The organism is Marinomonas sp. ef1 (assembly GCF_002806845.1).
Classification (GTDB): Bacteria; Pseudomonadota; Gammaproteobacteria; order Pseudomonadales; family Marinomonadaceae; genus Marinomonas; species Marinomonas polaris.
This window is the reverse complement of the sequence record NZ_NHTT01000010.1, coordinates 155,429-167,992: the sequence shown is the minus strand read 5'-3', so window position 1 is coordinate 167,992 and position 12,564 is coordinate 155,429. Positions and strand designations below refer to the sequence as shown.

12 protein-coding genes and 1 pseudogene are annotated in these 12,564 nt (G+C 39.2%); 10 read left to right on the top strand and 3 right to left on the bottom strand.

Annotated features, from left to right (window positions below):
• Positions 1 to 11 precede the first annotated feature (11 nt).
• The 10 genes and pseudogenes from CCS02_RS22560 to CCS02_RS15325 all read left to right on the top strand — a co-directional run bounded on the left by CCS02_RS22560 (position 12) and on the right by CCS02_RS15325 (position 9,973).
• Positions 12 to 203: a response regulator transcription factor gene (locus CCS02_RS22560; RefSeq protein WP_100186668.1), complete on the top strand. Its 192-nt coding sequence runs from the start codon at positions 12 to 14 to the stop codon at positions 201 to 203.
• A 107-nt stretch (positions 204 to 310) separates the two neighbouring features.
• The gene (locus tag CCS02_RS15360) at positions 311 to 718 is read left to right on the top strand and encodes a hypothetical protein (protein ID WP_157808004.1); all 408 of its coding nucleotides are present in this window, start codon (positions 311 to 313) and stop codon (positions 716 to 718) included.
• Positions 715 to 810 (top strand): annotated as a pseudogene (locus CCS02_RS22555) (bacteriocin); the annotation flags it as partial. The gene CCS02_RS15360 and the pseudogene CCS02_RS22555, both read left to right, overlap by 4 nt.
• 58 nt (positions 811 to 868) lie before the next feature.
• Positions 869 to 1,021: a hypothetical protein gene (locus CCS02_RS22400; RefSeq protein ID WP_232617094.1), complete on the top strand. Its 153-nt coding sequence runs from the start codon at positions 869 to 871 to the stop codon at positions 1,019 to 1,021.
• A gap of 446 nt (positions 1,022 to 1,467) precedes the next feature.
• Positions 1,468 to 1,596, top strand: coding sequence for a hypothetical protein (locus CCS02_RS22490; protein ID WP_269777504.1), 129 nt, complete (start codon positions 1,468 to 1,470; stop codon positions 1,594 to 1,596).
• 428 nt (positions 1,597 to 2,024) lie between these two features.
• Positions 2,025 to 2,261: a hypothetical protein gene (locus CCS02_RS15350; RefSeq protein ID WP_072840843.1), complete on the top strand. Its 237-nt coding sequence runs from the start codon at positions 2,025 to 2,027 to the stop codon at positions 2,259 to 2,261.
• A gap of 833 nt (positions 2,262 to 3,094) precedes the next feature.
• Complete coding sequence (locus CCS02_RS15340; protein ID WP_100186671.1) at positions 3,095 to 3,346, top strand: hypothetical protein; 252 nt, start codon at positions 3,095 to 3,097, stop codon at positions 3,344 to 3,346.
• A 582-nt stretch (positions 3,347 to 3,928) separates the two neighbouring features.
• Complete coding sequence (locus CCS02_RS15335) at positions 3,929 to 5,125, top strand: JmjC domain-containing protein (RefSeq protein ID WP_198515394.1); 1,197 nt, start codon at positions 3,929 to 3,931, stop codon at positions 5,123 to 5,125.
• Between the two features lie 4 nt (positions 5,126 to 5,129).
• Positions 5,130 to 7,214 carry a peptidase domain-containing ABC transporter gene (locus tag CCS02_RS15330; RefSeq protein ID WP_100637043.1) on the top strand — a complete coding sequence of 695 codons (2,085 nt, stop codon included), beginning with the start codon at positions 5,130 to 5,132 and terminating at the stop codon, positions 7,212 to 7,214.
• 134 nt (positions 7,215 to 7,348) lie between these two features.
• Positions 7,349 to 9,973 (top strand): M16 family metallopeptidase, encoded by a 2,625-nt coding sequence (locus CCS02_RS15325; protein ID WP_232728889.1) that lies wholly within the window; start codon positions 7,349 to 7,351, stop codon positions 9,971 to 9,973.
• Positions 9,974 to 10,052: 79 nt separating this feature from the next.
• On the opposite strand, the gene CCS02_RS15320 is transcribed toward CCS02_RS15325, so the two are convergent.
• The 3 genes from CCS02_RS15320 to hslU form a co-directional block, all read right to left on the bottom strand.
• Positions 10,053 to 10,676 (bottom strand): ubiquinone biosynthesis accessory factor UbiJ, encoded by a 624-nt coding sequence (locus CCS02_RS15320; protein WP_100637041.1) that lies wholly within the window; start codon positions 10,674 to 10,676, stop codon positions 10,053 to 10,055.
• Positions 10,677 to 10,713: 37 nt separating this feature from the next.
• Positions 10,714 to 11,097 carry a gamma-butyrobetaine hydroxylase-like domain-containing protein gene (locus CCS02_RS15315; RefSeq protein ID WP_072840836.1) on the bottom strand — a complete coding sequence of 128 codons (384 nt, stop codon included), beginning with the start codon at positions 11,095 to 11,097 and terminating at the stop codon, positions 10,714 to 10,716.
• A gap of 77 nt (positions 11,098 to 11,174) precedes the next feature.
• Positions 11,175 to 12,497 (bottom strand): ATP-dependent protease ATPase subunit HslU, encoded by a 1,323-nt coding sequence (hslU, locus tag CCS02_RS15310; RefSeq protein WP_100637040.1) that lies wholly within the window; start codon positions 12,495 to 12,497, stop codon positions 11,175 to 11,177.
• Positions 12,498 to 12,564 lie beyond the last annotated feature (67 nt).

Sequence of the window (12,564 nt, the reverse complement as noted above, 5' to 3'; positions counted from 1 at the left end):
GTGAGAAAGTAATGAATCTAACAAATAGGGAACAGGAAGTTCTACAGATTTTAGCTGAGGGAAAGAGTAATAAACAAATTGCCTCTGAGTTAAGTATCAGTCATTTCACAGTGAGAGATCATGTTTCCTCACTACTTCGAAAGAAGCAAGTTTCATCTAGACAGCAGCTGGTATCAGTTTATTACTGTGAATCTTTAAAATAATGATACTTTAGATCCCCTACATTTGTAGGATTATATGAATATGATTTTAGTGGTATTTTTTAAATATAGAATTAATGCTGTGTTTTATTTTGGTTTTGGTTTTATTTATGATTATGTTTAACTCTTTAATTGTTAAAGTCTCGGGTTGGCTCACTGGGGTGGCTTTGGTTTTTTCTTTTTTGGATTATTATTCTATTTTTAGATCCTTCCATCTCATTTTTATTTTTGAGGTGGTTATTTCAGTATCGTTCTCTTTATTTTTGATTTCCTTCTCTTTTATTATAGGAAGGGTGGCGTCTAATTTTGATGAAGGGATAAGCCGTTCTGGTAAAAAAATTCCTGCGTTTATTTTTATATTATTTTTATTGTTTTTGGGTATATGGGTTCTATGGGAGCACTTTTTATATGATGGGAGGAGGCTCTTAAGTTTTTTTGTAGGAGTTGAGCTTGTTGTTGTTAGTGTTTTTATTTTTTATTTTTGGTTGTGTTCTTTTTTTAAAATAGGCGAAAAATGAGAACTTTAAGTATTAATGAACTTTCGTTAGTAAGCGGTGGAGATAGTGCGGCTAGCGCTAGCGTTGTTGGAGTTGCTGGAGCAGTGGGAGGAACTGTAGGTTCAGCGACAGGCAGTGTTGTCGGTGGGTATGTTGGTGGTGTGGTAGGAAGTGTTTTTTGGACCACCAGGCGCCATTGCGGGAGTTGTTGCAGGTCGTTACGCAGGGAAATATTTAGGAGGTGCCATTGGAGCTGGTTTGGGTGGATTTTATTCCACTGAGGCAATAAGTGGTACGAATTATGCGGATGGAACAGGTTATTGATTTTAAATAATTTTCCCTAGTATTTATGAGGGTTAATGATGTTTATAAGACTTGTAATATATTTTTTTGGTTTTTTCATAGTCTTTTCAGCGGCTTCTTCATTGTATTTTTTATATTTAGGAGAGTCAAATGATTCAATTATATCAACTCAAAGCATGTTGATTTCTATAATTATTTATAGGGAGTTTTATAAGTATGAAAGTGAGCTGAAGTGAGGTTTTTTGTTTTTATATTCTGTTGAACCCATTATGAAAGATGTTGTTTTAAAATAATTTTTTAATTTTTTAATTTATTTTTTAGGTTTTTATATGCGTCCTACTTTAATGATTGAAAAATTTATATATTTTTAAAGAATAGATTCATAGTTTTAATGCACACTTTTTAAGTGGGCTAATAATATTTATTAACGAGCTGATGAATATTATTATAGTTTAAAGGTTATGGATTTGAAAAATAAAATTTATGAGTTTTTTAAGTTCTTTTTTAAGGCAATCATCGGTGGTGTTATAGGTGGAATTATTTTAAGTGTTATTTTATATGCTGGTAGTTTTTTTGATTTTTTAGGAAGGTTTTAAACGAGAAGAATTAGTATTGAGGTGTTAGAATTTGTAAGTGAAGGTTTGTTCCTATTTTTGCTGCAATAGGTGTTGTTGTAGAGGGATAATAATTAACCGCCCTACATCTATATGGTTCTCATTTTTATATTAGTAATAATATATAGTTTATAATTTGGATTCATGATTTTTCGTAAAATATATAGGTTTTATCTTTGAAAGGTATCCTTGAAAATAAAAAAATAGTTTTTTTCAAATCGATGTTAAAGGTTCTTTTAAGAATTGTTTTGGTGGGTGTGATTAGTGGATTTTTAGGGGGTTTTATTATTGATTTTTTAGACTTTTTATAAATGTTTTTCTTGATAGGGGGGGTAAATGAGAGAGCTTAATATAGCTGAGTTGGGGTGTATTTTCGGAGGTGTTGGTCCATTATTACGATTCCTGTAAAAATGGCTGTAGATGGTGTGTCTAGTGCTTTGGATTATATCAGAACTAATGCAATTCAAGGTCAAGAGATAAAAAAGAATGGCTTTATTACATCTTTTTCCGTTAGAGCTTTGTCAGGAGGTGGGGCTAGTTCTCTTAGAACTTCCGTGCTTTCTTCTACTGGTGGTACGGTAGCGGGAAATGTTTTGGACTCTATGTATTGCTCTGATTATTGCTCTGATAATACAAACTATAATTAGCATGATTTTGTATTTATTTAAAAAAATAGATTTATTTTATTAGTCAGAAATTAGTATTATTGAAAGGTATCGATGAAAAATGTAAGGAACTAAGAAAATAGTATAGGTGGTTTTTAATGGTAAGGTGGCGAGTTTTGATTTTAAATCAGATCAACAGGTAGCAATTAATTCGCTAATAGCGAGTTTTATTCCTTAAGATAGAAAGTTACAAGCAGGTTTATATTTAGCATCTTATCAAGTTGACTTTATAGAGTATGGCCAAGAAATATTATCTTTGTACTCTGCGTGCTCTTACTATAAATATTGTATGCAGAAAAGTTGTGTAATTATTTTTGCCAGTAGTCCATATGCCATAAAACATATACTATCCCGTTTATAGTAATGCTTATGTATAAGGTGAAGAGGATGGTTTCTATGAAATTTTAGTGAAAATAGAAGATCAATAGATGGTTTTTATGGTGAATATCGTTCGCCTCTTCCAGGTATGAAAATAGAACTGTTTATACAGAAAGATACTCTAAGGAATATGAGTACTTAATTTTCCTACTGTATTTAGTTGCAATAAAATAACCTATAAAGGTTGATTTTTTGGAGGTTTTTTTGAGAGAAAAAGAGAAAATAATTGATTTTTTAGTGGTTGGTTTTTTGGTTTTTTGGTTGATTTATAATGGTGTTTTTTTTTCATATTATCAACATGTAGGAGAGAGAGAGTTACAATTAGAAGCTAGAATTAATATATATGAGCTTGCATTTATAATGCTATTTTATAAATGCTATAGGTCTAAATATAAAGAGATATAGTTTTGAGGTATAGGAGGTATAGGAGGTATTATATGAGAGAAATTAGTATATTTGAACTTGAATGTGTTTCTGGCGGAACTGCTACTGAAACCAACAAAGAGATAAGAGAGTCAGCTACAGCATGGGGGGCTGTTGGTGCTACTGTATGGGGTGGCTTGAAAGGAGGTGTCAAAAATGCCGGTAAAGGAGGTGCTTGGGGAGCCATAGGTGGTGCAGCATATGGAGCTGGCGCTGCTTTATATGATTACTATAGTGATGGCTCCAACTATTGCTCGGATAAATAAAAATATTAAAAATCAAATATGATTTTATAAAAATGTCTGATTAATCATTTGTATATAAAAACCTATCAATAAGTTTTTATAAGGCGTTTTATAGTTATTATTTTATCATAATAAATATAAAGTTTGATTTTTAAGATGTATTTTAGTGATTTTAAATGATGTTTTTACGAACTTTATATATTTATTTTTTGAGGTAGTGATATGGTGTATCTATAATAGAGGTTTCTATCGAGATATTAGATTTTACTAGCGGGTGAGTGTTTTGTTTTTTTAATATAGGATTAAGGTCCTTGTCACAGTTTAGTAAGAATATATCTAAATCGGCAGTAGTATAGTTGGTGTAAAAGGATATGATATTACTACTTTAATACAAGGTGGTGATCCAACTTAAGAAGGTGTTTTTACGTCTGAAACTACTTTTGGTGGAGGTTTTTTGTTTTCATCAAGTGCTCTTTGAATTGCTTTGTCTGTAGCTATTAGAGCAGATGCATTAGGAAACGCAGTGGATGGTTTTGATTATTGTTTGATAGGATAAACTATAATTAGCATGATTTTCTTATTAATTTCAAAAGGAGTTTGATTTTGTTTGACACATATAAGGATGAGTTTTTTTCTAATCATATTTATAAAAAACCTTTTCTTTTTAAAAATATCGTATCTGATATTGAGTTGTCTTGGAAAGATATTAGTGAAATATATGAGCGGGCAGACGCATCCGATCCTAGCTTTAAACTAATGAATGGTCATGAGGTACCAAAGTTTGAATATCTGGAATCCTATTTAAATGTAGGGCGAGTTGAGTGTCGTTATATAAAACCTATTATTTATGATTATATGCGTAAAGGTGCAACCCTAGTTTATAATCGTATCCGTAATGAACCCTTTGTTAGCAATATTTCCCGACAAATAGCTAGTTTCGCTCAAGCACAGGTCATTACCAGTGGTTATGCTGCATTTAGTGCTAAGCCTTCTTATCGTTGTCATTGGGATACTCGTGACGTTTTTGCGGTTCAGTTAAAAGGCCGTAAACGTTGGATTTTAAAAGAGCCAACCTTCGAACTTCCTTTGTATATGCAGCAAACGAAAGATATGCCCGATGCTGAGGAGCCGGAAAAGGTTTATTTAGATGTCGTGCTTGAAGAGGGCGATATTCTATATGTACCGCGTGGTTGGTGGCATAATCCGATTCCCATGGGAGAAGAAACGTTTCATTTGGCTGTTGGAACCTTCGCGCCAACGGGTTTTGACTATATTAATTGGCTTATACGAAAAGCTCCCAATATTATCGATGGTCGTCATAATTTACATGGTTTTCAAGAAAGTAAAAAATCATTAGATCGATTCGGAAAAGAGTTTGCCTTATTAATGTCTGATGAGGCGACTTATGAACAGTTTATGGAAGATTATATAGGACAGCATCGAGTTGATTCGCCAATATCACTTGGTACTCTTGCTAATGGGAAGATAAGTCAATTGGAAATGACTCAAAGAATTAGACTTAATGTGAATTTACTATATCCGTTTTCTAATAACTTTTTGATAGTTAATGGTAACAAAATAAACTTAGATGAGATTAGTCAGAAGCTTATTAACTATATAAATAGGAATCAGACTTGTACCGTCAGCGATGTTCTATCTATCTTCTCAAAATATCCTAAAAATAAACTTCACGAGTTATTATTTCAACTTGCATTGAATGATGTACTAGAGTTGATTTCAGTTTCTGACGGTGTGGTTATTGGTTCGGAAAAGAATAATGCTACCCTAAACATGGTTTGATAAAATGAAAGCTATTCTTCAATCAGAAAGCCATGAATGCGGACTTGCTTGTCTTGTTATGATTGCCAGTGCTTATGGCTCGCATTTAGATCTTCCAACCCTACGGCGACGCTTTTCTATCTCAGTTAAAGGTACCAGTCTTCCACAAATCCTTCATTATGCGCAGTCATTAGATTTTTCTAGTCGCCCAGTTCGGTTGGAATTAGATGAGTTGAAGCAACTTCGTCTGCCTTGCATCCTCCATTGGAGCTTGAATCATTTTGTTGTACTAGAAAAGGTAGGGGCGCAGAAGGTGACGATTCTGGACCCTGCAGCGGGACGAAGAACATTAACAATGGACGAGGTCTCTCGTTGCTTTACTGGGGTTGCTTTAGAACTGACGCCAAATTCAAGATTCCAGTCTGCAGAAAAGAAGCCTCGTTTACGACTTCGCGAATTAACTGGACATGTTCTTGGTTTAAAACGGGCTCTGGTAAATATCCTTATGCTTGCTTTGGCTTTAGAAGTTGTTGCTCTGTTATCGCCACAAGTTATGCAATGGGTTGTTGATCATGCCTTGGTTTCGGCTGATTATGATTTATTGTTGTTAGTTGTCATCGGTGGTTGCCTTTTGTTGGTGATTGACTTTGTCTTGCGTATGGCAAGGGGATGGATGGGGCTCAGGCTAAACCAACAGCTGACTCTGCAATGGACCAGCAATTTCTTTCACCATTTATTGAGACTACCTTGGTCTTTTTTTGAAAAACGGCATTTGGGTGATATTACGGCCCGCTTTCAATCCTTAGATGCTATTCGTGCCGTTATTACAAATGGTGCTGTGACTATCTTGCTTGATGCAATGGTTGCCTTGATCACGCTTACACTGATGACACTCTATAGTAAAATGTTGACTGTTATCGTTCTGACTGCGGTTGCGTTATATGTGCTTCTTCGTTGGGCTTTTTATGTACCCTTACGAAATGCTATGGAAGAACGTATCGTTTTAGCGACAAGAGAAAATGCGTATTTTTTAGAAACTATTCGTGCTGTCCAGCCTCTGAAACTCTTCAATTCAACACCCTTACGATTGGCTACTTGGCAAAACTTACTGACCGATGTGCAGAATCGAGATCTTAGAACCCAAAAAATGTTGTTGGTATTTGGTGGCTGCAATACGTTGATTTTTGGTTTAGAGGGAATGTTGCTTCTATACGTCGGTGGGGTTGCGGTTTTAGGTAACACCCTAACGTTAGGGATGTTGTTGGCGTTCCTTGCTTACAAAAGTCAATTTACTACTCGCGCAAGCAAGCTGATCGATCTTGGGATTGAAATCAAAATGCTATCTTTGCATGGGGAGCGCTTAGCAGAGATTGCTCTTGAAACGCCTGAGCCTAATATTGCTATCGAAACGGACCTTAGTCGGATAGAGCCACGTATCGAGTTTAAAAATGTGTCTTTTCGATATGCTGATGGCGAGCATTGGGTAATCAAAGACCTATCCTTCACAATTGAAGCTGGCGATGCGGTTGCCTTAATCGGCCGATCTGGCTGTGGCAAGTCTACGTTATTCAAACTTATGTTAGGGCTGTTAGAGCCAATTGAGGGCGACATTCGTATTGGTGGTACTTCTATTCGTCAGCTGGGACCAACAGCTCTAAGGAATATGGTTGGTGTAGTGATGCAGGATGATCAGCTAATGGCTGGTTCTCTTGCTGAAAATATAGCTTGCTTCGAAGTTGGCGCAACCCAAGAGCGTATTGAAGCCGCTGCACAGCAGGCCAATATACATAAAACCATTATTAACATGCCAATGGGTTATCAGACTTTGGTAGCTGAAATGGGGAGTGGTTTATCCGGTGGACAAAAGCAGCGGCTGTTATTAGCAAGAGCGTTGTATAAGCAACCTAGTATTTTGGCATTGGATGAGGCGACCAGCCATTTAGATTTACATGGCGAACAGCATGTTGTGAGTAACTTACAGTCATTGTCCATGACACGAGTCGTTATTGCCCACCGTAGAGAAACGGTTGCCATGGTTTCTCGGATTATTCATCTCGAGCAAGGAAAGATAACAGAAGACATTCGTCTAGATGCAGACGAAGTTGCATAATGGCTAATAAGGATAAGCTAATGTTGCGGTATATAGTGTTTGTTTTATTCGTTTTTGTTTTTTCTCAAACAAAAGCCTCACCCGAACTGATCAGAAGTTGGGATGGAATTTACGAGTACCGGTTAAAAAATGGCATGAGCATTTTGTTAGCCCCTGATGCAGATCAGAAAGTTATTCATGCCGACCTTGTGTATTTGACAGGCAGTTTAGCTGACCCTGAAGGCGCTTCTGGTACGGCGCATTTTCTTGAGCACATGATGTTTAAGGGTACAACGCAGCGCACAGGGCCGCAGCTTCTGGCAGGTTTGCAAGAGCAAGGTATTCAGTTCAATGCAACGACCAGTTTTGATCGAACTCGTTATTCAGCTATGTTCAGTGCAGACCAGAGGAAGTTAGATTTTTTGTTAGAACTGGAGGCGGAGCGCATGGTTGCGCCTGTATTTTCGGAATCGGACATGAGTGCTGAATTAGAGGTAGTTCGTCAAGAGATTACCCGAGCACAAAATGACTCATTAGCGATGTTTAGTCAGCAGCTGCTGGCAGAGGCGTGGGATGGAAAGTTCTATGGTCGCTCTGTTATGGGTAGTTATGATGAATTGAGTAACGTAACACTTAAAGATTTACGTCAATTTCATGACCATTATTACCAACCTAATAATGCCGTACTTGTGTTGACTGGTGGCTTTGAAGTGGGCCAAGCACTTTCATCCGTGAATGATCTATTCGCGAAGATTAAGCCTTCTTTCCATGTCATTAATCGCATCGAATATATGTCCCCGAAAAATACTGGAAGTACCATTCAGGTTCAGCAAGGAGAGATTAACATATTGGCTTTAGGGTATGAGTTACCGCCTAGTCAGGATAATCGTAATGATGCGGTAATTATACTCGCTGAAATGTTAGCGGGTGAGCCTCATGGACGGCTTTATCATTCGCTTGTGACATCAGGAAAGGCCCAATCTGTTTTTGTCATCCCCCAACTTTTTCGACAAGGCGGGCAAGTTATAATTGGGGCAGTATTAGGGCAAGGCCAGTCAATGCAGGTTATTCAGCAAGAACTGATGGTCGAGATAAAACGGCTGCAAGAGGAGCCAATATTAGCGGAAGAGTTAGCCCGTATTCAGACAAGCAGGCGCCCACTTAAAGATTTAATTTTGAATGATACTGCCAGTTTATCTGACGTACTCTCTGAAGCGGTCGCACAGGATAATTGGTTGCTCCATTTTCAGCGCCATGATCAGGTGGAAAAGTTAGTACCATCGCAAGTTCAGACTGATATTGAAAAACTATTTGCGGATAAAGTACCTGTTGTAGGCATGTTGCTAACAACATTGGCAGAAGAGCTAGATAGTTTTTCGGATAAAACTCAAGAATTATCGAGAAATGACAGAGATGTAGCACTAGTAAAAGCAGACTTAACAGCTTCTGCTAGCGAGAAAATAATGGCGGAGGTAGAGATACCGGATGTCGCAGAGTTTAATGCTTACATTCGAACCATAGAAACAAGTATTCAGCGTGGTGAACTGAGTAATGGAATGAAAGTAGCTTTGCGTTCGTTGCCTGAAAGTGAAGATCTGGTTCGAGGACATTTAAACCTACGCTTTGGTAATATAGAAAACTTAAAGGGTACCCAAGCATTATCAGATCTAGCAGGTACTTTAATTATAAGAGGCACGCAAAAGCGTAGCTATCAAGAGTTAGTGGATAAAGTGAACCAGTTAGGTGCAGGCTTTCAAATCATGCCTAAGCAAGGAATGCTCAGTGTGAACTTTGCGAGTCCAAAAGAAAATGTAACTGAAGTATTACACTTAATCTCTGAGGTATTAAGAGAGCCAGCCTTTCCTAAGAGCGAGTTTGATTTGGTTAAAAGGCAGCAAATGCAAGCTTTAATGACCCCAGTATACCAACCTTCTAATGTTGCAAATAGAGCTTTGCAACGCTACACAGAACAGGATTATCCGCAGTACGATATTCGACGTAATATTGAGTCCAATGACATGCAGCAGCTTCTAAAAAAAGTGACTATGGAAGATGTTCAACAATTTCATCAAGACTACTATGGTGCTCAGTACGGAGAGGTCGCTCTAAGTGGAAACTTTGATTCTGAGCAAACTAAAGAAACGTTGGAAACTTTATTTGGCAGCTGGATGAGTCCTTCTCCTTATCAGTTGGTCATAGCTAAACATCGTCATCAATCCCCCGTTAGGCAAGAGGTTCGAGCCGGGAAAACTGGCGGCTATTACCAAGGGCGGATCTACTTTTCTGCTAATACTGATACAGAGGAGAATGTGGAGCTATTTATCGTTGAACACATACTCGGTCGAAACCCGTTAGCCTCACGCTTGGGCAAACGCCTGCGTGAGCAAGAGCAGCTTACCTATGACATTCGTTCGTCTATACGAGTGCCAACTCAAGGTGACCATGCTTTCGTTAGTATTCGAGGAGACTTTTCCGCAGGTCAAGGTGTGCGGTTAGCGGATATCGTTAAAGAAGAGGTGAATCGTATAGCAGAGTTTGGTATTTCCCAATACGAGTTGGATCTCGCTAAGTCGACCATTCTGGGCAAGCGACGTCGTGCTTTAAACGACGATAAAAAGATTCTTGGATTACTGCCGAAACAACTGGCTGAAGGAACGAAAATGGAGACATGGGCTGTTCGTAACAAGGCGTATGCTGAGGCAAGTCTAGAGAAAGTTAATGCGGCTGCTAGGCGTTATTTTAAAGCGAATGAGATGGTTGAATTTATCGCTACACCTTAGTAATAAAAAGGCTCATTTTTAAACTAACGTATCATCAAAGTCAGAATCGTTAGACATTCTGACTTTGATTTATATTTTTCTAAATACGGCTACGCTCAGCCAGTTTTAACTTGGCTTCAGCACGATCAATCAAGGTGCCGAAGCGTTCCATTTCATCGACGAAGTTGTCGAATTCAATTTTGCTTGGCAGTAACTGACTGTCGGTTTGTAGGTGATGAACCATCTGCATTCTGGCATTAGTAGCGAATTCTTTGCTCCAAGACCATTGAGCGCGAAGTAGGCGCGCCAAGGCGGCTGCGGATAAGTCGCCAATGTGATCAGCAAGTAACCCTTCCCAATCAAATTCAAAATTTTCCATCACTTTATGCAGAGTCATTAAGGCTTGAGCATTACCTTGAATGCGTAAATCGCCATCAAAGAAACCATCGCCTTCAAGTAATTTTCGGTACGCTGCGCTTGGGCCTTGCACAAGAGTGTCTAATCGTGGATCTAGTTCAATCTCGTCTAGGCTTTCTGGGCGATTCAGCATCACGCCTTGTTCGAGAATATGAATCTGTAAAATAAAGGAGAAGTCTTCCACATAAAGAAAAACTTGTTGCCCTGCTAATTTGCTTAGGCGATCTTGGGAAGGTGTGTCTTGTTTTAGGGCGAGATTGATTGCATTTTCAATAGCGCTGAGCGCCGATAAACTGAGTGAGCCCATAAAAATCTTCCCGATGATTGCTTGAATGCGGTTAAAGCTAAAGCTGGTGAATTTGAATCACAGAAGTGTCACGCGTCTGGCCTTCTTTTTCAAGGCGATCTAGGTACATTTGCCATAGTTCGTCGTGATTTTTGCCAATATTGTAGAGATATTCCCAAGTATAGAGGCCAGTATCGTGACCATCATCGAAGGAAATCTTCAGCGCATAATTGCCCGCGCCTTCGATATTATTGATGGCAACGTGTTTTTTGCCGTATTGCAAAATTGGCATTTGCATACCGTGACCGCGCACTTCGGCAGAAGGCGAATGAATTCGTAAGAACTCTGCACTGAGACGAAATGCTTGGCCATCGGCGAAAGTGAGCGCCAATTCACGGGATTGCTTGTGGTAATTAATAGTCGTAGGCGCTGGCGTTGCCATGGTTTTTTCCTATAAAAGCCCCTTCAATAAAGGGGCTATTTTTTAGAAGAGCTTTTTTTGTAAGAAGGATGAGTCAATTACAAAATGTATTGGCTCAAGTCTTCGTTTTCAGCGATTTCTCCAAGCTGTTCATCAACGTATTCAGCGGTAATGTCGACAGTTTGATCATTCGGCATGTCGCTGGCGGAATAAGACACTTCCTCAAGCAGGCGCTCAAGTACCGTATGTAATCGACGCGCACCGATGTTTTCTGTGCGCTCGTTCACTTGAAAAGCGATCTCTGCAATGCGTTGAATGCCTTCTTCAGTGAAGTTCAAGTTGATGTGCTCTGTTTTAGCGAGCGCCACATATTGCTTGGTTAAAGACATGCTTGGCTCTACCAAGATACGTTTAAAATCGTCTACGGTTAGCGCATCTAGCTCAACACGAATTGGTAAGCGACCTTGTAGCTCAGGAATCAAATCCGATGGCTTAGACAAGTGGAATGCACCAGAGGCGATAAATAGGATGTGATCGGTTTTGATCATGCCGTATTTGGTGCTGACCGTACAACCTTCGACCAAAGGCAATAAATCGCGCTGCACGCCTTCGCGGGATACTTCGCCGCCAGAGCGTTCAGAGCTTTTCGCTACTTTATCGATTTCATCTAAGAACACGATGCCGTTTTGCTCAACTGCTTCAACAGCTCGGGCTTTTAGCTCTTCTTCATTGACTAGTTTTGCGGCTTCTTCGTCACGAACTTGTCGTAATGCTTCTTTGACTTTCATTTTACGCTTTTTGGTTTTTTGTGAACCAAAGCTAGAAAACATGTTTTGCAGTTGGCTGGTCATTTCTTCCATGCCTGGCGGTGTCATGATTTCTACACCCATTGGCGAATCGGCAACGTCAATATCGATTTCTTTGTCATCCAACTGACCTTCGCGTAATTTCTTACGAAAAGTTTGGCGCGTGCTGTTGTCTTCTAGTTCCGGATCGCCGCCACGAGCTGGTGGTAATAGCACATCTAGAATGCGGTCTTCCGCAGCGTCTTCGGCTTTGTGACGCAGTTTTGCGGTTTCTTGTTCACGAAACATCTTGATAGCCATTTCTACCAAATCACGGATGATCGACTCAACATCGCGACCAACATAGCCAACTTCGGTGAATTTAGTCGCTTCGATCTTGATGAAAGGCGCGTTGGATAGCTTGGCCAAACGACGCGCTATTTCGGTTTTACCAACACCGGTTGGCCCTATCATCAAAATATTTTTAGGGGTGACTTCCGCACGCATTTCTTCAGGAAGTTGCATGCGACGCCAGCGATTACGCAGTGCGATAGCGACCGCACGCTTTGCTTTTTGCTGACCAATAATGTGGTTGTCTAAGGCGTTAACCGTCTCTCTTGGGGTCATGCTGCTCATTATCAATTCTCTTCTATGTTCTTGAATGATGTGTTCTTGAATGATGGTTGTGTCGCTTGAAAGTCTG

Bases quoted from the DNA above. Each gene is read 5' to 3' on its own strand.
- CCS02_RS15350 (WP_072840843.1), top strand. From the start codon at position 2,025: ATGGCTGTAGATGGTGTGTCTAGTGCTTTGGATTATATCAGAACTAAT.
- CCS02_RS15360 (WP_157808004.1), top strand. From the start codon at position 311: ATGATTATGTTTAACTCTTTAATTGTTAAAGTCTCGGGTTGGCTCACT.
- CCS02_RS15330 (WP_100637043.1), top strand. From the start codon at position 5,130: ATGAAAGCTATTCTTCAATCAGAAAGCCATGAATGCGGACTTGCTTGT.
- CCS02_RS15315 (WP_072840836.1), bottom strand. From the start codon at position 11,097: ATGGCAACGCCAGCGCCTACGACTATTAATTACCACAAGCAATCCCGT.
- CCS02_RS15325 (WP_232728889.1), top strand. From the start codon at position 7,349: ATGAGCATTTTGTTAGCCCCTGATGCAGATCAGAAAGTTATTCATGCC.
- CCS02_RS22560 (WP_100186668.1), top strand. From the start codon at position 12: ATGAATCTAACAAATAGGGAACAGGAAGTTCTACAGATTTTAGCTGAG.
- CCS02_RS15340 (WP_100186671.1), top strand. From the start codon at position 3,095: ATGAGAGAAATTAGTATATTTGAACTTGAATGTGTTTCTGGCGGAACT.
- CCS02_RS15320 (WP_100637041.1), bottom strand. From the start codon at position 10,676: ATGGGCTCACTCAGTTTATCGGCGCTCAGCGCTATTGAAAATGCAATC.
- hslU (WP_100637040.1), bottom strand. From the start codon at position 12,497: ATGAGCAGCATGACCCCAAGAGAGACGGTTAACGCCTTAGACAACCAC.